We start from the raw sequence: 23,923 nt of genomic DNA, 5'->3' as shown, positions 1-23,923 counted from the left end.
GCTTTCATCATTTCCCTTTGCCCTTGTTTTACCGCCTAGTGTTCAAATGAAAAATCATATCCTGTGTAGTTAAAAGTATTGACAAAGCCCATATTCTCAGCGACTGCAACGGACGGCTTATTGGCGTCCATACAATCCCAGTATGGAACCAAATGATTTTCAAAACAATTCTTTACAAAATGGTGGGCGATCGATTGCGCCAGTTTTTTACCTTGGTGAACTTCTAAAGTTTCAATATCTATGCAATGTATATTTTCAAATACAAAACCTGAAAAACAGACACTCACAATGTCGTTTTTATAAATAATACAATAGCCGTTCCCCTCCCTAAAAAAACGATCGGGTGTTGACCAAAACGCTAATATTTTTTCGTGTAGAAATGCAATGTTCTTTATTGAATTATCTTTGTTTTCATAGAGAGACTTTGTCATTTGATGAACTGTATATTCTGATTCAAGTACAGGCTCTATTTTATGTTGATCATTCTTTTCTTTTAACATATATACTTTTTGAAGCCAACTGCCTAATTGGCGATGGGTAAATAACTTTTCGATCGTGGCATTCCATTTCTCATGATTGCCGATCGCTTCAAACCATTTTAACCCTAAGCTCTTTGCTTCTGGCATGATTACATCGTCAATAAAAGCGTTGATTTCTTCGTTGAATGCCGCATTACTTTCATCGCCAATAAATATAAAGCCATCGTGATTGCCTAACCAAATCAGCCCCGATGTAGGTGTAGTCGTATGATCTACAAAGATACGCCCTGGATTGATTCCAGCAATAATTGCTCTCGCCTCTATTTGTCCTTGTTCATTGATGATTCCTAGACATTTATGAAAATCACTTTTCGTTAATTCTGAAATCATATGTTCATTACCTCCTAAAAGCTCTTATGTTCATTACCTTTTCCATAGCCTTGTGTTCGCCCGAAGTCACACGCATGGAGACGGAAGATTGCTATTGTCATAGAAGTGAGAGGTTCCCACTTTAAGCAAAGTTATGTGGTGAGATGTTCGCGCATACCTTTTTGAATTAAAAAGCTAAGCCCCCATCAAATATCAAACCTGTGGCTCTGCAAATCGACACACCCTTTGTTTGTAAAGGTCACGCCTTCTTCCTCAAGAAGGACGCGTTGTGTATACTGCCCTTCATCATCTTTGATGGCGATTTCACCTTTAATGTTAACGACGCGATGCCACGGCAAACGATGCTTTTGGCTCATGGAGTGTAGAATGCGGACGACCTGTCTCGCTCCGCGCGGTGAACCAGCTGCCTTTGCAATCTGTCCGTAACTCATGACGTAGCCTTCAGGAATCTGTTTAATGATGTTGATGACTTTGGCTGTAAATGGTGTCACAGACTGTCCCCTCCATTTTTTCGTGTTTTCTCTATTGTACTGGTTTTTGGAAAATAGGGGGAAGTTTGCAGCCAATAATAAAATGATCGTGCATCCTAAATGGTAGGGGCGAACTGGCTGTATTATAATTTGAAAAAAGGAGGTAGAGGACATGAAGGCTAGGCACATCGTTTCGTTGATGATCTTATCTGTTGCAATGGTCGCTTTTCATCCCAACGTATATGCAGCGCCAGCAGACCTTGATGGGCATTGGGCACAAGAGGAAGTCGAGCACTTAATCAATCAACAGGTTGTATCGAGTGAAGAGGCGTTTCAGCCAAATGGTGTTGTGACGCGAGGGCAGGCGGCGGTCTGGCTGTTTAATATGGTTGAAGATGTGACTCACGTCAATGGCGACAATCCGTATTCTGATGTAAAGACAACAGACCCTTTTTACGATGACGTTCGCGCATTAAGTGACGCGAAGATTCTCGCTGGTTATCCGGACGGCACTTTTCGTCCACAGGAAGTGGTCACCCGCGCGCAGGCAGTGAGTATGCTGTCTAAAGCGTTCGGAGGCGAGTTATCATACGAGCAAGAAGCTGCGGATTATGAAGATGCGTTAGAACATTGGGGCAAAGCAGCTATTCAGGCGATGTCGGAGAGTCGTATTGTCGACCGGTCGTTTGGACAACATTTTCGCCCAGATGAAGGTATCACGCGTGCTGAATTTGCTGTAATGCTGGCACGGGTAGACCATCCGGCGTTCCGGGCGGAAGAGCATGGCAATACGGCGAACAATTTACAAAATGACGGTCGAATGGCTCGGCAAGGCGAGTGGCTATATTTTTCACCCATTGTCAATTCGACCATTTCACCTGACGCAAGCCACCTCGTTCGTCAGCACATTGACACGAAGAAATACGAGCGACTAGGGGACATCGTCGCCAATGATATCAATGTGATTGGCGATCAGCTGTATTTGATTGCGATGGTCTCGGAAAACCCGCTGAACAAAGAAGAGAGATTGTATCGGATGAACGTAGACGGCAGCGAGCCGGCTGAATATACGAACCTCTCAGGCACGCCGAGCCAGCTCACTGCAATTGGCGAGTGGCTTTATTTCTTAGAAAGCTGGGAAGCCAAGCCCACCCAATTACGACGAATGAAAGCGGACGGTACTGCACTCGAAACGCTTGCTGAAGGCGTAGAAAACTACGTTCTTGCAAAGCCGTACTTGTTTTACGAAAAGGACGATCAGTTTCATCGCATGCGCATGGACGGCAGTGAAGAGACTGAACTGTTTTCCAGCAAATATCACTTAGCGGGGATGAGTGAGAACAAACTTCTGTTGCGGGATGAGGCATCTCTATATGCAGCGGACAGCACCGGGCAAATGGATTTAATATTTGACGTGAAGAACGAAGAGGAAAGAAGACTGAGTGCGGTCAATGCAAATGATGGAACGTACTACGTCGGCGATTGGTTTGGCGATTTAACGATGGCAGATCTACGTCTCTTCTCGGTGACCGAACGAGAAAAACGAACGCGTCTCGAAGGCATTGAACCTGGAGATCTGTACGTATTTGACCACGCCCTCTACTTCGGAATCAATGGCGGCGACGGAAACTTGCCGTTAGCTAAAATGAATAAAGACGGCACATTGACTGAATTGATGCCAGGTTTATAGATGTGGTAAGGCTAGCCTGCATGGGGATTCACTGTTAGATTTTTTCAAGTGAAGGCGAGTAACGGTCGTCATCCTTTTTGGTGTGATTGTTTGTAAAGGTTTTAATACAAATTTGAAGGAATCTTCTTTCGTGTAGCGAAAAGTAATAGTGGTGGATGTTTCTCTCTGGTAGCGCGTTCTTTCGGTTTAGAAATATCACGGTGACAATATTTTATGTTACATAGGAGCCCTTCTAACGCTAAAGCATTTCCGTTTTTAAAGGGTATATTTGAAAGCGGTTTATCTGACCGCCATCGCTACTCGTTCGTAACATAACGAAAAAAATACCAATAAAAAGGGTGATTGATATGAAAGTAGGATTAAGCTCATACAGTCTTGTTCGCTTGATTCGTGATGAGGAAATGACGATTTTAGACGCGGTCGACTGGGTAGCAGAAAACGGCGGCGAGCATATGGAAATTGTTCCTTTTGGCTTCACTTTGGTGGATCATTTCGCTTTAGCAGATCAAGTGAAGGAAAGAGCCGCAGAGAAAGGGATCGAGCTTTCTTGTTATTCGATTCTTGCAAATCTTCTTCACGAAGATGATGCCGCTTATGAAGAAGAGGTGGCCAGAATTAAAGAGCATGTCGATGTCGCCAATCGACTTGGCGTTAAGCTTATGCGCCATGACGTAACGGCATTTCGCATGACACCGGATGAAATGACGATCCATCATTTTAATGACTTTTTACCACGTATTGTTGAAGGGTCCCAGCGCATTGCGGATTATGCGGCGCAATATGGCATTACGACGACGATTGAAAACCACGGCTTTAGTGTCCAGCAGAGTGACCGCGTGCAGACGGTAATCCGTGCGGTCGATCGGGAAAACTTTAGATCGACGCTTGATGTCGGTAACTTCTTATGTGCAGATGAAGACCCATTGGTCGGCGTGCGCAAAAACCTTCCGCTAACAGTCAATGTTCATTTCAAAGATTTTTACATTCGTCCTTTCTATGAAAATCCAGGCGGTGGTGCGTGGATTCGCACGGTTAATGAGAACTACTTACGGGGTGCGATTGTTGGGCATGGTGACATTCCGATTCGCCAAGTCATTCGTCTCATCAAGGACTCAGGGTATGACGGTTATTTAACGATCGAATTTGAAGGCATGGAGCATCCGTTTGAGGGCTCAAAAATCGGCATGGACAACGTGCGCCGCTTCTGGAATGAAGCACCGGAAAAAGAGAGCAGCACACAGTCTGTTTAATCAAGTAAGCAATCTCACGAAAACACCATCCATATTGGAGGAAGTACGCTCCTCTTATGGATGGTTTTTAATCATGAGTTACATCGGTCGATCGTTTGAAATGTTTTGTCTTACGCCAATAGGTTTAACGGCGTGAGAGAACAAACCGGCCATAATAACAGCAGCAAGTACGAAAAACAGGGCATTCACGAGACCGATCTCATCGCCAATAAAGCCGAGAAAGGGCGGACCGACGAGAAAAGCCATATATCCAGCGCTTGAGACGGCCGCGACGCGAACAGCGAGGCCGCGCGGGTCATCTCCAGCTGCCGACAGTGCGAGCGGAAAGCCAAGCGCCGCGCCAAGTCCCCAAAATACCGCACCGATTACTGCCGTCGTACCGCTGTGCCCAAAAATCATGACCGATAATCCGATGACTGCAGATAATACTGTCGCGCGAAGCATAATGACTCTGCCGAATCGATTTAATAGCCCATCCCCTGTCAGCCGACCGATCGTCATAGCTCCTAAAAATACCCCTAAAATGATTGATCCGTTCTCTGCGGACATATTGAAGCCATCAACCATAATGAGCGGCAGCCAATCGTTCGCTGAGCCTTCAGCAAAAGCCATGCCTAAGACGACAATGCCAATCATCACCGTACGAGGGTCTTTCCAAACTTCCAGTCGTTCTTTCGCGGTCATCGGAGGCTGGTCTGCATCCGCTTTTGACTCTTTCCCTGTACCAGACGGAATATAGCGCGATAAAAAGACTGTCCCGATGAAGAGAAGCGTGGCGGTGATACCGACATGTGCAAACACAGAAATGTCGAGCCAGATGGCGAGTGCCCCGAGCAATGCCCCGGCAAGCGTGCCTAGACTGAATGCGGCATGATAACCCGTCAAAACGGATTTTTGCACCGTATGTTCAATCGCCGTTGCTTCTACATTCATCGTCACATCGGTAAGCCCATTGCCAAAGCCGAAAATCATTAATCCAAAAAACACAAGCAGGCTGTATGGGATCAAGGACCCGCCGATACCGACAACAAATAGTCCAGTCGAACAGACAATTAATCCTAACAGTAACATCGCGCGCCCGCCAAACTTGGCGATGAGCTGGCTGGCACACAGCAGACCAACCATCGATCCTGAAGACAACCCGAAAATGATCCAGCCCATTTGTGCCGTAGACGCTTCTAAAGTATCACGGATGGTCGGTGTTCTAGCGATCCATGAAGAAAAGGCGAGTCCTGGTAATGCAAAATATAAGTACATGGCGATGCGCCAACGCAGAAGTTGGCGGGTAGTCAACGTATGTTTCATCAGAAACCTCCAATACTGTTCCATATGATCGACAGATTGCTGCTTTTTCAAGTGAGCAAACAGAAAAATTAGCCTGGCAGTACCAAAACGCCGTAGATGACGCTTTGTAATATGGAATATGATAAAAATGTAATCGATTACGTGGTCGCAGGAATGACTTAAGAGTACCATAACAAGGGTATATTGAGAATCAGAAGATGTAGGAAAACAGGGCAAGTGCATGAAACTTTTTTGACAAAAGGTTCGTATGCATGGAAGAAGGATTTATTGATGGAGGGACTAAGATGATTTTATGGATTCTGCTCGGTGCGCTCGTCTGCCTGAATGTTTATCCATCGGCTTGGCAAAAGGCAATCAGCGGACGTGAGCGCTCATTTTGGAAGGCGCAGCTCGTTCGTTATGTGATTGGGCTTGTAGTTAGTTTCGTATTGATCTATCTGTTGCTGATTGATTGGACGTGGAGCGGTTTTCTCAGCTCCTTTGGATACGTTTTTGCGCTGAATTTGATCATTACACCGTTTGTGAAACTTGGTGAAGTGAAAGAAGAAGATGCGGCAGAGATGTCGCAAAAGATCGCTCATAAACTTCACAAACGAGGTATCGACGGATTTTTAAACACGTTTGGCTTTATGCTGCTGGCAGGTTTGTTGTTTATGCATCTCGTTTTCCCACTAACACAAGCCAAGGAATTGGCACAATTAGGCGGAATTGAACCGAGTGACAAGCAAATTGAATCGGTGACGGATGAAGCAGTTCGTTCCGTACCTTATTCGTACGCCCGTTATAAATCGGAAATTGTGTTTGGGAATATCGACAACTATTCTTACTATGACTTGGGCGAGTCGTCGATCCAAAAGATTGATGACGAACTTTACTGGGTGTCGCCTATCGAATATGCGAGCATTTGGCGGTGGTGGTCGGCGGATAGCTCTCCTGGCTACATTATGGTGAGTGCCGAAGATCCGAATGCTGAAGCGCAGCTTGTCAGTGACTACGACATGAAATATATCCCGAGTGCTTACTTCGGAGAGAATCTGGAACGTCACGTTCGCCAGAAGTATAAAGACGTCATTTTAATTGGCAAGAGCTTTGAACCGGATGATGACGGGAAACCGTATTACGCCTATTCGTATGCCCGTTATGAGCTGTTTCGCTCCGGTCCGAAAGCAGAAGGGGTCATTTTAGTCGATGCAGTGACCGGAGAAATGCAAGATTATGCTCTAGGAGAACAGCCGGCGTTTGTTGATAATGCGATGCATTCGAGTATTGCACTCGATTACGCCAAATGGTACGGAAAATATCGCAATGGTTTTTGGAACTCAATGTTTGCTAAAAAAGGTGTACACGAGCCGACAAGTGAAGATGAAATGATCGGTGTGCTCGGCAGCGACGGCGAATTGTACTGGATGATTGACCATATGCGCCCGAACCAAGACTCAAATACGATGGTTGGTTTTTCGATGGTGAATACAAGCACGGGCGAATTTGTTTATTACACAGGGTCGGCTGGCTTGCTCAATGCCCGTGGTGCACAGGAAGTCGTCAACAAGTCTTTCCAAAGAGAGCAATGGATTGGGCAGCAGCCAGTGCTGTATTCTGTCTATGACAATTACACGTGGGTCGTTCCCGTTGTCGACGGAAATGGCTTAATGCGTGAGATTGCGCTCGTTCATGCAGAGAGTGGAAAAATTGCGAGCGGAAAATCAAGAAAAGAAGCTTTTAATCGCTATCGACAGATGCTCGCTCAGGAGCTCGGGCAGGATGACTATTTGCCGAGTGATGTACTGGAAGAGGAAACGATTGAAGGTGAAGTGTACCGGATGAGTCAAACATTTAACAATACATTGAAGCAAATGTTGATTCGCGGCGAACAGAGAGTCATAGAAGTTGACGTCAGCAAAGTACCCGAAGCTGTCTTTATTCAAGAAGGAGACACGGTGCGTGTCAAAGCAATCGATACTGCAGAAAATGTACTCAGCGTGACTGAGTTAACAAATGTCACCGTAGAAGGCGAATTCGGTCAGGTGGAAGACTTTGCTGTACCGGAAGACGATGAAACGACCTCTGAAGGCGAAGTACCAGCAGAAGAGGAAGCAACGGAGCCAGCCCAATAAAGACATCCACCCAGCATTCCGTTGTACAGGGAATGCTGGCTTTTTGGGTGCGCTTAATTAAAAGCGAATATCTCTTGTCTGCTGCTTCACAGGGGTCTACAATATGAGAAAGCAAAGGGGCTGATGATGTTGACAAAAGTAAGGCTTATTCAACCAGATGTGTCATTCGAAAAAGCGTATCTCGAGTTTTATTACGATTGGGAAAATAGTGGCCGTCCAATGATTCCCTCGGTTATAAAAGAAAAGCCAGTCAATTTTCAAAACTATGTCAAGAAACTGAACGATCAAGCCAAAGGGTGCGGGCTCCCTGAAGGTCACGTGCCACAGTCAACGTATTGGCTGATTGACGATGAGAAGCAAGTGCTTGGCGCGGTTAACATTCGTCATGAGCTGACACCTTATCTGGAACGTGTCGGTGGGCACATCGGCTTTGGGTTGCGCCCTTCCGCGAGAGGAAAAGGGTATGCGACAACGATGCTGGCGCTTACGTTAGAAAAAGCAAAAAATTTAGGATTAAAAAAAGTGCTCATTACGTGTGACTTTGACAATGTAGCGTCTGAGCGCACTATTTTACAAAATGGCGGGCGCAGAAGCGCTGATGAACAAACAGAAGAGGGCGTAATTATCCACCGCTTCTGGATCGATCTCTAAACGGCAACAGCAGTGGTCAAAATTCTAAGTCAGGAGTTTTCTCCTTGCTTCATGGGAATCGTATACAAAAGGGTACCGTTATCGTTTGATCAAGCGTGCCAAAGTGACAACAGGAGACAAAACGGAAGGAGAGCGCCTGATGAAAACGATGGCGATGACAAAAAAGAGACAGATGCTCACCGACGTAGAGATCGAACGTTTGTTGGCTGACGATATCGAATGGTATTGGGTCGATATGGAGGCGCCCGGTACAGATGAAGCCGCTTTAATGGCAGGTGTGTTTAAGTTTCACTCCCTTGCCATCGAAGACTGCTTTAACGATCTCCAGCGACCAAAGCTTGATGCATACGACGACTACAATTTTTTCGTCCTTCACGCGCTGAATAAAAAAACGAAGGCAGCCGAGGAAGTCGATGTCTTTGTTGGAAAGCATTTTGTCGTTACGGTTCATGCCCATCCTTCGCCTGTACTCGATCGTTTGTGGGATCAGGTCAAAGGTGGAGGAAGCCTTAAAGGCGGAGGCAGCGCTATGCTGTTTTATCGCATCGTTGACCAGCTTGTCGATGCTTATTTTCCGATTTTGTACTGGATGGAAGACCGCCTCGACCAGATTGAAGACAGCGTTAATGACATGTCCTACGGGTCGTTGATCGATGAAGTGTTTGACATTCGCAATCAGCTCCTTCATCTGCGGCGTACGATTGTACCGATGCGGGATTTATTGTATCGGATGCTTCATTTAGAACGTTTGTCTCACGTTCATTTACATAAAGCGTATTTTCGCGACATTCATGATCATCTCTTAAAATTGACTGAGCTGCTCGATGCCAGCCGTGAGATGACGTCGGACATGCGCGACAGCTACCAGACGATTAGCTCCAACCGTATGAACCAAATTATGATGACGCTGACGATCGTATCGACGATCTTTATTCCGCTTACTTTTATTGCCGGAGTGTATGGGATGAACTTTGCCAATATGCCAGAATTACAAACCAACTATGGCTACTTTGTGACTTTAGCAGTCATGGTGGTCATCGTCCTAGTGATGCTGTGGCGTTTTAAGAAAAAAGGCTGGTTTGATATTTTTAAGTAGGTGCAGTGGGCTCTTAATGTGTCTGTTTTTGTATGACAAGGCTATCCTCTTAAGTGCCCTACCGTCCAAAACATTGTCAGCCGACTTGATTAAGGCAGTTCTTCACTCTCTTTTTCTAACGAGCATTGCTCTGCAAGAAGGCTAAAAAACCGTGCCAGCTTTTTTGGTACGGTTTTTTATTGAATTCATCTAACTGTTCACGATGGGCCACACGTACGACAAGGCAATGACAAAAATGGCAAGATAAAACGCGATTGGAAACCATTGCTTCGCCGTACGATTTGCTAAAGTGACGACACGGTATATTGCATAGGCACCGATAATGATCCAAGCGATGGTGACAAGAAGCTCAGGCATGACACCCCTCCTCTCACGGAGTACGACCTCTCTATAGAGTATGTCGGGGAAGGAGGAATAGAAGCCAACCTATGAATTCTGAGATTTGTGGATCTACGCTAAATGCTTACGCAGCCACGTCATAGCCATATTAAACCACGGTTCAACAGACGTATTAATATGATGAGCTTCACGTGCCGTTTGGTCGGTTGCAAGAGACAGACCGTGTGGACCATTTTCAAATACATGCAATTCATACGGCACGCCTTTTTCAGCTAGAGCGGTCGCCATTTGTAATGAGTTTTCTGCAAAAACAAGGGTGTCCTCAGACGTATGCCATAAAAAGGCTGGCGGTGTCTGATCGGTAACAAAGCGGGCTGGATTATGCGCCTCCAGCTCTTCATCACTCGGATCATCGGTTCCGATCAGCGCTGTGCTGCAATCTTGCATCACTTTCATCATCTGCGGGTCGGTCACCTCTTCGGTCATTTTCTTTTTCATATAAAGGAAGTTAATGACAGGATAGCCAAGAATTAAAGCATTGGGCTTAAAGACAGCTGCATCCGTGTCAAAATGGGTACTGAGAAGCTCGTCCTGCCAATGAACACCGAGTGTTGCTGCGAGATGTCCACCAGCAGAAAAGCCACAAACCGCGATGCGGTCCGGATCAATATGCCACTCGTCAGCGCGTTCACGTATGAGTTTCATCGAGGCAGCGGCATCAAGGAGTGGTTGAGGGTGAACGGAGCCGCCCGTTGAGCCAGTATGATAGCGTAGGACAAAGGCATGAAAGCCAGCGGCCGCAAAGCGCAATGCCAAAGGCTCCGCTTCACGGTCTGACGTGTACAAATAGCCTCCGCCTGGGCAAATTAAGACAGCGGGACGACTTTCGCTTGCTGTAATTTCTTTTGATTGCTCCAGAATGTAGGAGGTGAGTGTGATTGAAGGCTGATCGGGATCTAGTTGGAAGGTTTCTGTTAGCATTGAGCATCTCCTTTAATCAATTTCCTCTAGTGTATCAGTTTTTGGAAGTCTTTGGGCAATATCACTCTGTTCAGCTGGTGAGGGTTTTTACTTGCGTGTCACAGCAGGCGTCCGCTGTCTGAGCTTCGATGAGGAAAGGTTTCACTCGCCTTTTGCGTTTGTCTGACAAATGTATAGAATTTCTCTAAAAAAAGTGTAGACAAATAAGAATTTGCCTACACTTTAAATTTAATTGATCACTTTCGTTTTCTTTGCTTCACGCGCTGATTTTTGCGTGATACCGCTCAAAGGTTTCTTAAGCAAGAGTGCCAAAATCAGACTTAATACGATGAAAACAAGGAGCATCGCAATATCTCGATACACTGTCTCCCACAAGATTCCACCGACGCTCTCGCGGAAGAGGCTAATCGCGTAAGTGAAAGGGACAAACGGATTAAGTGCCTGGAAGAATGGAGAGGACATGCTGACTGGAAAGGTCCCGCCTGAGCTCGTAAACTGGAAGACGAGCATAATAATCGCTAAGCCTTTTCCGATATTTCCAAACACCGACAGCAATGTATACGTCATCGTGACAAATGTAATGCTCGTTAAAACGGCAAACAGGACAAACCAGAACGGTTCTGCAACGTAAGCATCTAAGAGGTACAGATGCCCAAGGGTGACAAACAATGCCTGCCCGACACCAATCGTGACAAAGGTTCCTAACCGTCCGAGGAAAAGGTGGTATGGCTTAAACGTACCTTCCTCAGGTTCTTCAGGGTCCGCTCTCAGAAGTGAAATGAGCAATGTACCGCCGACCCAGAGCGTTAAAGCAATGTAGAACGGTGCCATCGCCGAGCCGTAGTTGGGAATCGGGTACAGACGTTGCTCGTTCACTTCTACAGGGCTGGCGAGAAATGCACTTTCCTCTTCAATATCGCCGCGAATGATTTCATTTAAATCATCGAGCACACCACTTTGATCTTCAAGCTCCCTCAGCTTATCAGCTGCAAGGGTAATGCCCTCTTCCAAACGCGGCAAATCGTTCCGAACGACGTCTGCGGCTTCCTTAACACGATCTTCTAACTCAGGCCATTTCGTTTCAATTAAATCAGACAGTCGACGTAAATCATCTTCAAGACGCGGTAAATCATTCTCGACGAAAGCGACGGCTTGATTCAGTTTATCTTCAATTTGCGGTAAGTCATTGTCTACAAAATCGGCACTTCTTTGAACGATGTCTTTAATATCATCCATATGGGTGTTGAGTTCAGTCGATAGGTCGTTCACCTTGGATTGTAGTTCAGGCAGCTCTGTTTGAAATTCCTTTAAATAATCCTGACCTGTTTCTAAGCTGTCTTTCGTGTCTAAAAGGAGCTGTTCAACGTCAGGGAGCCTTTGTTGCGCGTCTTGTAACCGCTCCTCAGCAGTGCCGGACACATTTCGCAGTCTATCTAACCCATCTTCGACCGCTGGAACGATGTCACTATCGTAACTACCGAGAATAGCGTCGATCTCATTGGAAATGTGGTCTGCCGTATCTTCAAACGACTTGAGCTGATCGTTTGACGGGACTTTCCCAGACTCAATCACCTTAGCGACTCCACCCGACAAAGAGGAGAGGCGCCCAATTTTCGTCTGCAATGAATCGAGTCGTTCAAGCACTGGATTTAGCAGAGGTACAGGCAGGAAGTCGTTAATACGGGTAAGTATGGCGTCGGTTGTAGCAACGATCCGCTCTGCGGTGTTTAAGCGATCCTCTAACGTCCGCAGCTCCTTTGCGGTTGGCAAAATCGACCGATCGACACTTTGTAGCCGGTCGCTAATATCAGCGGCGCTAGAGGCAATCGATTCAACGAGCGATAAGTTTTGCTTAATCGTCGGTGAAATGGATTGGAGTGCTTCTTCACTCGTATCGATAAAATTGGTAAACTCCTCGGTAAGCTTTTCGCCGCTGACGGCCAGGTCTTGCACTTGCGGCAGTATGTCAAGAGCTGTCCCAATGACGTCTAAAGCTTGGTCAGAGCGATCAAGCGCTGTGGCAAGCACGTCTGAAGCAGATGTCAGCTGCTGGTCAATTTCAGTGAGGCGTACTGCACCGTCTTCCAGCAACGGCAAATTGTCTTGAATTTTTGGGACCCAGTCGGCCACTTCCATTACGGTCGGCCAGTGTTCTTGTATTTTCAGCAAGCTATCTGCCGCTTGATTCACTTCAGGCAGGCGCTCTTCAAGCTCGACAACTTTTAGCGCCTTTTCGTGGAAAGTCGGTAGCTTTTCCTCGAGTGTGAGAATCGATTGGCTCGCCTCGTTTATTTCCGGCAGCTTGTCTTCCAGTGTGAAAATACCTTGCTCAATTTTGCGAATGGTCGGCAGCTGATTTTCAAGCTCAATACCGAGTTCCTTTAAGCGCGAAAGCACTGTTTCGCTGACTGCTTCGGTAAAGTTTTCATTGATTTGCTGTGTAATGGCGGTGACACCTGAGTTCGTAATTTTTGGAGTAATGGCATTGATCTTTTCATTCACCGTATACTCAACCTGTGGGCGTTCAAGCTCACCATCGACAATACCAGTGATTTTTTCGGAAAAGTTTGCAGGGATGAACAGGCTGCCGTAATATGTGCCCCTCTCGACGCCGTGGCGAGCTTCCTCCTTGCTGACGAAGACCCAGCCGAGCTCTTGATTGTCTTTAAGGGTTTCGACTAATTCGTCGCCAATATTCACTGTTTCTCCAGCGATCTCAGTTCCTTGGTCTTCGCTCGTAATCGCGACTTGGATATTTTCTGTATTTGCATACGGGTCCAATTGGAGGCGATGTTCACCCAGGCATAGAAACAAGGCAGAATCATGAGGGCAATAATGAGAAAGGTCCCTGTTGGCACCTTGAAAATATTCTTCCAGTCAGTTTGATAAACTTTCCAAATCGAACGCATCGCTTCTTTCACCTATTTTTCTATGTCAAATTAATTTCTGTCAGAACACGAATGTAGAGCATATTGTAACATTCGCAAGTGAATGTCACTTTTTTCATCCACCGAGCGCATCATCGCTTCTCTAGCATACCATTCGACGCCGCAAATAAACAAAAGTCCGGCTGTAAAGAGAGCCAGACTCGTGGTGCAGAAAAATTTCTTCCAACAATATACCCATTCACCTCATCATTTTCTTCACCTAGTTAGCAGAACGCTTGGCAAGGATTCGGCAAATGTATGGTCGTAAGCGAAGTATGACTAGGACGAAGATACATCATGCACTAGTACCTTATCGCTCAGCATGGGTCTGAGGCTTACGAGTAAACGCGGCGAAAGTACCTAAAATGCCCCCAATGATTGCTGGAAGGATCCAGCCCATCCCTGCACTATATAAAGGAAGAATCGAATTAAAAAACGACTGAACTTCCGCAATGGGAACCCCCGCAGCTTTTAAGCCATCGAATAAACTGATCAGGAAAGTAAAAAACATGGCGCCTTGGTAAACTTCAGGACGAAGCGGTACGGCGGCGTGCACGAAGGTCAAGACGATCATGACGATGGCCAAAGGGTAAATTGTCTGCAATACAGGTACCGAAATAGCAATCAGCTGTGTTAAGCCAATGTTGGCAAAAACAGCACTGAATATAGATAACGATACAGCGATTGTGCGATACGGCAATGCGGGAAAGAGTTTATGAAAATAGATGGAACAAGCGGATGTCAAGCCGATGCTCGTTGTCATACAAGCAAATGTGACGACGAGCCCAAGCAAAATACTCCCAAGCACCCCTAAATAAGACTGAGATAAGGCGACTAAGATACGACCACCATTTTCCATTGGACCGATCATTTCCATACTCGTTGCTCCGATCAAAGAAAGCGATGAATAGACGAGAGCTAGCATGATCGCCGCTAGTGATGCTGCGATAAGTGATGCTTTTAAAATACTCGATTTTGTCGTAAAACCACGCTGACGTATCGCTTGAACAACAATAATGCCAAACACAAACGCTGCCAATGCATCTAATGTTAAATAGCCTTCTTGAAATCCACGGAAAAAAGGCATAGTCGCATAGGAGTCAGCAGGCGCTTGAGGCTGACCTGTGCTAGACATCAAAACGACAGTAACAAGCACAGCAATAAAAATGAGTAACAGCGGCGATAGCAAACGCCCTACCCAATCAACCAGACGTTTTGGATTCAGAGCTAAAAAGCATGTGATTGAAAAATAAGCAATGGAAAATAAAAGCAATGGCCAAGGACCAAAGGCATCCCCGATAAAAGGATGAATCGCAATTTCATAAGATGTATTTCCAGTACGTGGCATGGCAAACAATGGTCCAATGGCTAAATAGAGCACCGTCGTAAAGGCAAGTGCAAACCATGGGTGCACACGTTCAGTTAAAGCTAAAACATCTGATTTCCCCGAAATACCAAGGGCAATCACGCCAAGCAAAGGCAGACCCACTCCGGTGGTAAGAAACCCAGCATTGGCAGACCATACAGCCTCGCCAGCCAGCTGACCGAGCAAAGGCGGAAATATTAAATTGCCCGCGCCAAAAAAGAGCGCAAATAACATAAACCCTAAAACAACAATAAACGACAAGGAGCCTCGCTGTATCAAAAAATCCCTCCACAATGTATAAACTCGTAAGGTGTACAGAATCGTTCGAAAAATGAAACATCAATTCCTTTATCGTTTCTCATTGTAGCCGATCTTATGAGAGAGCAACAGATAAAAATGGTAGAAATAAATGGTGATTGTTGAAAGATGTCTATGGATAAGGAAAAATTGTAGATTTTGCAGTATAATTGGAACTATGAGGGAATAACGATGGAAGGTATGCAACGGATGAGTGATGAGTCACTTGAAAAAAAAGTAAGACAAAAATAGAATCGTTGCAACAGTCACTGCGTCGAGCAGCTTATACGAAAATGTAATGGCTTATCAGCATTTGACAAGCATCATTTTGTGTATAATAATCAACAAGTAGTTCAAAAAAGCTGACGTGTATCGTAGTTGCTTAGAAACAAAAGGCATGAAACAATAGAGTTTTCAGCATTCTTAAAAAGTAAGGGCTTTCATTTTTTGGAGCGCGTACGATCTAATGTGCAATAGGTTAAACAATATATTAACTAAATAAGGAGAAGATTGTATGTCGAGTAAGAAATTGGATCATTTTCTCGCGGAAAATTTAGATGATTTAAAAATGAAAGGGCTTTATAATGTGATTGACCCTCTGGAAGGTCCTAATGGTCCAATGGTCAAGATCGGCGGGAGAGAGCTGATTAATTTATCATCTAACAACTATTTAGGCCTTGCGACAGATGAGCGGTTGAAAGAAGCCGCCATTGAAGCTGTCGAGCAATACGGCGTTGGTGCAGGAGCCGTAAGAACCATTAACGGCACGCTTGAGGTTCATGAAAAGCTCGAAGAAAAGCTGGCCGCATTTAAGCATACCGAAGCGGCGATTGCTTACCAATCAGGCTTTAATTGCAACATGGCTGCCATCTCAGCAGTTATGGACAAAAATGATGCCATTTTATCAGATGAGTTAAACCATGCGTCAATCATTGATGGCTGTCGCCTGTCAAAAGCTAAAATCATTCGTTACAACCACTCGGACATGGAAGATTTACGTCAAAAAGCTCAGGAAGCCGTAGAATCAGGTTTATACAATAAAGTCATGGTGATTACGGACGGCGTTTTTTCAATGGATGGTGACGTAGCAAAACTTCCAGAAATTGTAGAAATTGCAGAAGAGTTTGATTTGATTACCTATGTTGATGATGCCCATGGATCTGGTGTTCTTGGTAAAGGCGCAGGAACTGTGAAGCATTTTGGCTTATCAGATAAAGTAGACTTCCAAATGGGTACGCTTTCAAAAGCGATCGGTGTCGTCGGTGGCTATGTTGCGGGAAAACAAAGTTTAATCGATTGGTTGAAAGTGAGAAGCAGGCCATTTTTATTTTCTACGTCATTATCTCCAGCAGATATAGCCGCGTCCATGACAGCGCTTGATATTTTAATGAACAGCACAGTGCTTCAAGAACAGCTTTGGGAGAATAGCGAGTATTTAAAGAAAGGTTTAAAAGAACTCGGATACAACATTGGCGAAAGTGAAACGCCGATTACTCCGTGCATCATAGGCGATGAAGTCCAAACACAGACCTTTAGCAAGCGCTTAAATGAAGAAGGCGTTTATGCGAAATCGATTGTATTTCCAACGGTTCCGAGAGGTACGGGGCGTGTACGTAATATGCCAACGGCTGCCCACACGAAAGAAATGCTTGATGAAACGATTCGTATTTATGAAAAGGTCGGTAAAGAATTAGGCGTTATTTAAATTCAACGGGAACTTCATTCTTCATATTGGGGGAATGATCATGAAGAAAATTTTAGTGACAGGCGCATTAGGCCAAATTGGCTCAGAACTCGTCATCAAACTGAGAGAAATTTATGGAATCAATAATGTAATCGCATCTGATATTCGCAAAATGATAGTCCAGTCGTTCAGTCAGGACCGTTTGAACTATTAGATGTGACAGATGCAAAAGCAATGTACGACATCGTCAAAAAGTACGAGGCAGATACATTAATCCATTTAGCCGCTTTGCTATCTGCCACCGCAGAACAAAAGCCTATGCTTGCGTGGAATTTGAACATGGGTGGACTGGTCAATGCATTAGAAGTGTCACGAGAGCTGAATGTTCAATTTTTTACCCCTAGCTCAATCGGTGCATTCGGTCCTGCAACGCCAAAAGAACAAACACCTCAAGATACAATCCAACGTCCAATGACGATGTATGGAGTGAACAAAGTATCAGGTGAACTCCTTTGTGATTACTATTTTCATAAATTTGGTGTCGATACAAGAGGATTACGTTTTCCAGGGTTAATTTCATATGAAACACCACCTGGCGGGGGAACGACGGATTACGCAGTAGAAATATATTATGAAGCGATTAAGCATGGAAAATATGCTTCCAGTATTGCCGAAGGGACGTATATGGACATGATGTATATGCCCGATGCGATCCAAGCGATTATTACGTTAATGGAAGCTGATCCTCAATATTTAGCGCATCGAAACGCCTTTAATATTACCGGAATGAGTGCAGCACCTGAAAGCTTTGCGGCTGAGATCAAAAACATATACCTCAGTTTGAATTAAGCTATGACGTTGATCCCATCAAGCAGCAAATTGCCGAAAGCTGGCCAAATGCCATTGATCCATCTTGCGCCATTGAAGAATGGGGATTTAAAACGGATTATCATTTAGCGAAAATGACCGAAGATATGTTAGAGAAACTCGCTGGAAAATTCGGATTAATCGATGTTCATAAAAAGTGAGACATGTGTGAGAAGGGGAGGGCGTTCCCCTTCTCTTTCTCTGTTTGTCGTGCGTTGAGGAGAGCAAGGATGAGGGCTTTTTGAGAGAAAATATTTTTATTTGTCAACATCTTCGTAAGCGTACGTTAAGCCACTACCTAAATCATCAAAAAAAATTGATGATTTGTAACAGAATGGCATTTTCAAAGTGAGAACAAGAATAACCATGGAATATGAAAAAGTGAGGCTCGTGCCTCACTTTTAGCGATGCGTTTTTATAGCGTACTACTTTCATTTATAACCCACTACGTTCAGATAAAACACCTTTGCGCGATGACTCCGCTTAGGTTCGTCTTTAAACTTTATAACCCACTACGTTCAGATAAAACTTCTTCGACGGCTTGGCCATACGAAACACCCCCCTCACTTTATAACCCACTACGTTCAGATAAAACGATAAGCCAATCGATCAAAGAATGGCGAGCACAGTTCTTTATAACCCACTACGTTCAGATAAAACAGTTGATAATGCTAGTTGACGCATAAGAGTTATTGCTTTATAACCCACTACGTTCAGATAAAACGCGATCTGCTATAAACTTATACATATCGTATACAACTTTATAACCCACTACGTTCAGATAAAACATCTTTCTCAAAATCCCTTTGCTTCGCATTTTTCTCTTTATAACCCACTACGTTCAGATAAAACACTTTCTTAGATTCAATAAAATCTCTTAATGATTGCTTTATAACCCACTACGTTCAGATAAAACGTAATGGCGCAGCACATAGTAGTACAAGGGGCACTCTTTATAACCCACTACGTTCAGATAAAACAAAAAATGCAACGTTTTGCTTATTTGCAGCAATTAGCTTTATAACCCACTACGTTCAGATAAAACCACCAGATTCAACATTTGCAAGATTGCGAATATCACTTTATAACCCACTACGTTCAGATAAAACTGAGTCGTTGCAAGGTGCCTGGATCATTGAGATGGCTTTATAACCCACTACGTTCAGATAAAACACAGTTTGCCTAAGGCTGAAGACGTCACACCTAAAAAATCTTTATAACCCACTACGTTCAGATAAAACGCCTATCGCTTTCGACTGTATAAACAGGCTCACCATTACTTTATAACCCACTACGTTCAGATAAAACAAACAAGCAATGAGGTTAGCTAAGTTAAATCCAACAGACTTTATAACCCACTACGTTCAGATAAAACCGACTGTCAAGATTTCCTTCGACACACCCCAACTCAACTTTATAACCCACTACGTTCAGATAAAACCCAATCACAGAGTTTAAAAAACTTGTGCTGTATGGCACTTTATAACCCACTACGTTCAGATAAAACCCTCTAAATCCACCCGGCGAAATCCCTTCTCGCTCTAAGGTTCAGCGGAGATGGGCGTTGAAACAATTCTTTTCATTTTGCAGTGAACCTTCAGTCGTGTATTTAAAATTATTCTAATCTGGTCTGTGTTCTTAGAGCGCCATGACTTTTAGCGTTTCACCCGAAAAACCGATTCGCTGCAAATTTAAACAAATTGTTACTGTTTCTAACGTTGTTTCATCTATCATACCATAAAATCCCTGTCCCTCGTTATCTTAATGAAGGATGCCTATTGTTTAAACAATCTTCGGTCACTTGAATCAGTCGGTGACAAAAGTCCTATTGATCGTCATATGAAAGTCATAAAATCGTTGCTTTAAGTCACAATTTTCTCGTTCTTAATAACAGCGTTCTTTTGTTCGTTTATAATGACAGCACTTCTGTCCAATGTGTAAGGGTGTTTGTGAAGATGATTCGAGAGGAGAGGGTTATGAAGTATCAAGTGAATGCATTAGCTCGTTATGCAATTGTTGGGCTGGCGATATTCTTATCTTTATTTAGTTTACATGCTGAGGCGAGCTCGCCATTTGCCGGAGGGTCCGGAACAATTGATGAGCCGTACATGATCGACACCGCTGAGCAATTGGATCAAGTCAGAGCGTATACTGAAGACCCAAACGTTTATTTTGAGCTTAGCGACGATATCGATTTAAGCAGCTATACGCATTGGCGTCCCATCGGTTCAGACCTAAATGATCCTATGGCAGAACCGAAGCGATTCAGCGGTCATTTTGATGGCAAGGGACATATGATTCGAAATATGGTCATTCATGTGCCAAATAATGATCCGATGTCTTGTATGCGTCCCTTCATTGGCTTGTTTGCGACGTCTGAGGGGACTTTGCAAAACATAAGAATGGAAAACATAGACATCCAAGGCTGTTCGAGTAGTCACATCGGCGGGTTGACAGGAGAAAATCATGGGACGATTTATAATGCATCCGTCACCGGAAAAATCGAAGGTGGAGAGGCGAGGATTGGTGGTCTTGTTGGTGTGAATCAAGGAACGATCGAAGACTCTTCAGCAGACGTGTACATCCGGCCAAAATCTTCTAATAATCATGGTGTTGGCGGTCTGGTGGGTTACGCGAAAGCAGGATCAATCGTTGCTTCATATGCAACAGGACATGTTGAGAATGCCTTTGAGGCAGGCGGTCTTGTTGGTATTTTAGGAACGAGAGACGAGGCAGGTGACATTATTCAATCGTATGCCCTTGGCGATATGGTGAACAGCGCGGCCAGTGGTGGTTTAGTTGGTATCATCAACTCTGGAACGGTGGAACAATCATATGCGACAGGAGATGTTGAAGGGGCTTATCATCTGGGTGGCCTCGTTTCAGAAAATCACGGAACGATTGTGGAATCGTATGCCATTGGACATATTGATGTCGTAAGCACGCACGAAGAGGCAGGTGGTTTAGTCGCCATTAATGAGGGTGACGTCATTCATTCGTTTTGGAATACAGACACTACCGGAGTCACGGAGAGCGCAGGAGGTATAGGAAAAAGCACACCGGAGATGATAGCGCGGCAAGCTTATGATGAGGCAGATTGGGACAGTACCGTATGGCAATGGTTTGGCGGGCGTTATCCAAAATTAGCGGCGATTGAAGCGGATGATTCACTTGATCTCGTCGCTTTAGAGCCTACGGTCAACATTTCCGGGGGCGTATACTCGAGCGAACAGACTGTTGCGCTGAGCGGGGAATCAGAAGCGTCCATTTATTATACGTTAGACGAAACCGAACCATCGCCTTTAAGTACGGTTTATACAGACCCAATAACGTTCTCGACTACGACAACGTTAAAAGCGATGCAAGTCGATGCCGCGGGAAACAAGTCTGATGTATTAACGGAAGTGTACACGATTGATACGGAACCACCTGTCATGACATTGAACGGTCCACCGTTGGTTCAAATTGAACGAGGAGAAAGCTATACCGATGAAGGGGCGACCGCCTTTGATCTTTTAGACGGAGATGTGACGGATGACATATTCGTCGATAACCCTGTCGATGAAGAGGTGATCGGCACGTATGACATTACCTATAAGGTGTCAGACAAGGCCGGTCATGAGGCAAGCCTCACACGCGAAGTTCATGTTCTCCCTGTGAGGGTCGATGTTGAAGGCAGCTTCGGTGCAGAACAGAGCATTACAGTTCGAGGTGCTGAGGAAAATGCAGAGCTCACTTTATATGATGCAGCCGGTGATGACATTGCCACAGCGACCGTTGATGCCAAAGGTGATTTTGTTTTTGTAAACGTGCCGTTTGGGAGCGGATATACGGTGACACAATTAGTATGTGGAATGGAAAGCTTTCCGTCGCATGCTGTGTCGGTTCTTCCGTCCAGTAATGCCAATCTGGTTGATTTGACCGTGAGCGAAAGCGAGCTGACACCCTCGTTTTCACCGGCGATCGATGCATATCAAGTAAGGGTGAATCACGATGTCGAAGATGTCACAGTGGTGGCTGAGTTAGAAGACAAGGCGGGATCTATTGCCATTAATGGTGAGGAAACGTCCGAAAAAGAGGTCCGCTTGAACGTTGGAGAAAATGACATCGCAATCGTTGTGACGGCACAGGATGGGACGGTCAAAACATATACCATTCAAGTTACAAGAGAGCTGTCGAATAACGCGAATTTAGCAACACTTCAGACCAATAAAGGAACCCTTGCGCCCAGTTTTGATCCAGGGACGAAGCACTATACCGTCGGCCTTGATCATAAAGAAAACGAAATCACTATCATTGCTGAGGCGTTTGAGTCTGAGGCAACAGTAAGCATTGGCGGCAGGACGGAAGACGAGCATACGACGAAAGTGCTTGTTGGAGAAAACACCATCCCCATCATCGTCACAGCCCCGAACGGTGAGCGAACTACGTATGTCGTGACCGTCATTCGTGAGGAGGCGCCGAATGATCATGATGATGCTTCTGAAGGTGACAAGGATAGAGAGCGTGATCGGGATGAAGCTGAAGATCATCAGTCTACCGAGGAAAGCAAACATACGAGCATGGCTTATATATACGCAGGGGAAGAGGATGATGAACGTATTGCCTTTGACGTCGTTCGTGAAAATAAAGCTGGACGTATTCAAGATCAAGTGACTGTTCATTATGATCTAATTGAAGAAGCGATAGATCAAGCAGACGGTCAAAGCGTAGATACGATCACGCTTGATCTTGTGCAAACCAATGAAGCGTCTGCCGATGACACTCTTTTTCACTTGACAGATCGGGCTGTAAAAACCTTTGTCGAGCAAGCAATCGGTGTCCGTGTCCGAATGGAAGAAGCCACACTGTCCATTCCTGTTGAAATACTAAAGGAAGAGCCCTCCGACGAAGGAATGACGTGGATGGTGACGGAAGGAATTGATGAAGAAACCGAGCAAGTATTAAGTGAGCTGACTAATAATGGACAGCGGCTGTCTTCTTCCGTTCGGATCGAAGGAGATCATGTGGCGGGTATGACCGTAACATTGTCATTTCAAAACGTTGAGTCGGTAAAAGACGTTTACGCACTTATCGAAGAAGATAAGAAAGAAGCACGACTCATCCAAGCGCGTGTCGAAAATGAGGACGCATTGACGTCCATCACGACGGAAATCGAACAACCGAGCACAGTTACAGCCGTCCATAACCCACCAGTTCATTTCACCGACATCGACGGCCACTGGGCAGAAGCAGACATCAAGGCGCTCGTGAGACAACAAGCGATCAGCGGCTATTTAGACGATCGCTTTCACCCGGATCGACCGATGACACGAGCTGAGTTTATTTCGACAATCGTGAAAGCATTAGGTATGGAAGATAAGCGTGTCGGGCCAAGTGAATTCAAAGACGTCCAAGGGCATTGGGCGGAAAAAGCGATCGCCGTTGCCGACCGGGCAGGATTTATTACAGGAAAGGACGGGCAGACCTTCGCGCCGGATGAGCCGATCACCCGAGAACAGATGGCAGTGATGCTTGTACGAGGATTAAGGCTGGAACCGATGGAAATCGCCTTGTCTTTTTCTGATCGAAACGAGATTTCGTCGTGGGCACAATCCGCTGTCGCAACAGCAGCCGCTCACAAGGTTGTTACAGGTTACCCAGACGACACATTTAAACCACAAAAAACGGCTACCCGTGCGGAAGCCGTCGTAATCATCTTAGAAATGATAGCTGAATAGAAAAAGCTCCGTACTGAAATCGAGTAACATCGGTACGGAGCTTTTTTTACAAAAACCCACGTCGTTCAGATAAAATATAGCAAATTTAGTCTTACTTTATAGCCCGCATAGTTCAGATAAATAAATACTACGATTGGAAGTAGAGACTTAACAGTCGTACGCTCCCCCTTTAGCTAGTGTGAAAAAGCTATCAATTTCTTCGGCAATGCCCTTTACAAGCAGTTTAGAGCACTTCTATATCCGTCTACTTCCAATAGTGTTATTTCAATACATCTCTACTGGCAAATTGTTCAACAA

Annotated in this window: 14 protein-coding genes, 1 pseudogene and 1 CRISPR repeat array; of the genes and pseudogenes, 8 read left to right on the top strand and 7 right to left on the bottom strand. The window is 45.0% G+C overall.

What is annotated here, in order from left to right:
• Positions 1–35: 35 nt before the first annotated feature.
• Positions 36–869: a GNAT family N-acetyltransferase gene (locus G4V62_RS06545; protein WP_165200382.1), complete on the bottom strand. Its 834-nt coding sequence runs from the start codon at positions 867–869 to the stop codon at positions 36–38.
• A gap of 185 nt (positions 870–1,054) precedes the next feature.
• On the bottom strand, positions 1,055–1,360 hold the full coding sequence (locus G4V62_RS19780) for an MGMT family protein (RefSeq protein WP_165200380.1): 306 nt from the start codon (positions 1,358–1,360) through the stop codon (positions 1,055–1,057).
• 151 nt (positions 1,361–1,511) lie between these two features.
• On the opposite strand from G4V62_RS19780, the gene G4V62_RS06535 reads away from it, so the two are divergent.
• Both G4V62_RS06535 and G4V62_RS06530 read left to right on the top strand, forming a co-directional pair.
• The gene (locus G4V62_RS06535; protein ID WP_165200378.1) at positions 1,512–3,029 is read left to right on the top strand and encodes an S-layer homology domain-containing protein; all 1,518 of its coding nucleotides are present in this window, start codon (positions 1,512–1,514) and stop codon (positions 3,027–3,029) included.
• Positions 3,030–3,376: 347 nt separating this feature from the next.
• On the top strand, positions 3,377–4,279 hold the full coding sequence (locus G4V62_RS06530; protein ID WP_165200376.1) for a sugar phosphate isomerase/epimerase family protein: 903 nt from the start codon (positions 3,377–3,379) through the stop codon (positions 4,277–4,279).
• A 78-nt stretch (positions 4,280–4,357) separates the two neighbouring features.
• Here G4V62_RS06530 and G4V62_RS06525 read toward each other — a convergent pair whose 3' ends face one another.
• Entirely contained in the window at positions 4,358–5,584 is a 1,227-nt protein-coding gene (locus G4V62_RS06525; RefSeq protein ID WP_246218293.1) for an MFS transporter, read from the bottom strand.
• 284 nt (positions 5,585–5,868) lie between these two features.
• Here G4V62_RS06525 and G4V62_RS06520 point away from each other — a divergent pair, with 284 nt between their 5' ends.
• The 3 genes from G4V62_RS06520 (at position 5,869) to corA (ending at position 9,445) form a co-directional block, all read left to right on the top strand.
• Complete coding sequence (locus G4V62_RS06520; protein WP_165200374.1) at positions 5,869–7,698, top strand: hypothetical protein; 1,830 nt, start codon at positions 5,869–5,871, stop codon at positions 7,696–7,698.
• A 126-nt stretch (positions 7,699–7,824) separates the two neighbouring features.
• Complete coding sequence (locus G4V62_RS06515; RefSeq protein ID WP_165200372.1) at positions 7,825–8,349, top strand: GNAT family N-acetyltransferase; 525 nt, start codon at positions 7,825–7,827, stop codon at positions 8,347–8,349.
• A 136-nt stretch (positions 8,350–8,485) separates the two neighbouring features.
• Positions 8,486–9,445, top strand: a complete 960-nt coding sequence (gene corA / locus G4V62_RS06510) for a magnesium/cobalt transporter CorA (protein ID WP_165200462.1) — start codon at positions 8,486–8,488, stop codon at positions 9,443–9,445.
• Positions 9,446–9,634: 189 nt separating this feature from the next.
• Here the strand turns inward: corA and G4V62_RS06505 are convergent, their stop codons facing one another.
• From G4V62_RS06505 to brnQ, 4 genes are all read right to left on the bottom strand, one after another.
• Positions 9,635–9,802 (bottom strand): hypothetical protein, encoded by a 168-nt coding sequence (locus G4V62_RS06505; RefSeq protein WP_165200370.1) that lies wholly within the window; start codon positions 9,800–9,802, stop codon positions 9,635–9,637.
• A gap of 93 nt (positions 9,803–9,895) precedes the next feature.
• Complete coding sequence (locus G4V62_RS06500) at positions 9,896–10,765, bottom strand: alpha/beta hydrolase (protein WP_165200368.1); 870 nt, start codon at positions 10,763–10,765, stop codon at positions 9,896–9,898.
• A 228-nt stretch (positions 10,766–10,993) separates the two neighbouring features.
• Complete coding sequence (locus tag G4V62_RS06495; RefSeq protein WP_246218292.1) at positions 10,994–13,546, bottom strand: YhgE/Pip domain-containing protein; 2,553 nt, start codon at positions 13,544–13,546, stop codon at positions 10,994–10,996.
• Positions 13,547–14,002: 456 nt separating this feature from the next.
• Positions 14,003–15,337, bottom strand: coding sequence for a branched-chain amino acid transport system II carrier protein (gene brnQ / locus G4V62_RS06490; RefSeq protein WP_246218291.1), 1,335 nt, complete (start codon positions 15,335–15,337; stop codon positions 14,003–14,005).
• Between the two features lie 532 nt (positions 15,338–15,869).
• Here brnQ and G4V62_RS06485 point away from each other — a divergent pair.
• From G4V62_RS06485 to G4V62_RS06475, 3 genes and pseudogenes are all read left to right on the top strand, one after another.
• Positions 15,870–17,060, top strand: a complete 1,191-nt coding sequence (locus G4V62_RS06485; protein ID WP_165200366.1) for a glycine C-acetyltransferase — start codon at positions 15,870–15,872, stop codon at positions 17,058–17,060.
• A gap of 40 nt (positions 17,061–17,100) precedes the next feature.
• Positions 17,101–18,067: pseudogene (locus tag G4V62_RS06480) on the top strand (L-threonine 3-dehydrogenase).
• Positions 18,068–18,339: 272 nt separating this feature from the next.
• Positions 18,340–19,413: direct repeats of the CRISPR family, unit length 29 nt; unit sequence CTTTATAACCCACTACGTTCAGATAAAAC.
• A gap of 469 nt (positions 19,414–19,882) precedes the next feature.
• Positions 19,883–23,626, top strand: coding sequence for an S-layer homology domain-containing protein (locus tag G4V62_RS06475; protein WP_165200364.1), 3,744 nt, complete (start codon positions 19,883–19,885; stop codon positions 23,624–23,626).
• Positions 23,627–23,923: the final 297 nt, after the last annotated feature.

It is taken from the genome of Litoribacterium kuwaitense (assembly GCF_011058155.1).
In the GTDB taxonomy this organism is placed as follows: Bacteria; Bacillota; Bacilli; order Bacillales; family DSM-28697; genus Litoribacterium; species Litoribacterium kuwaitense.
The sequence above is the reverse complement of the archived record's forward strand: the minus strand, read 5'-3'. Positions and strand labels throughout refer to the sequence as shown.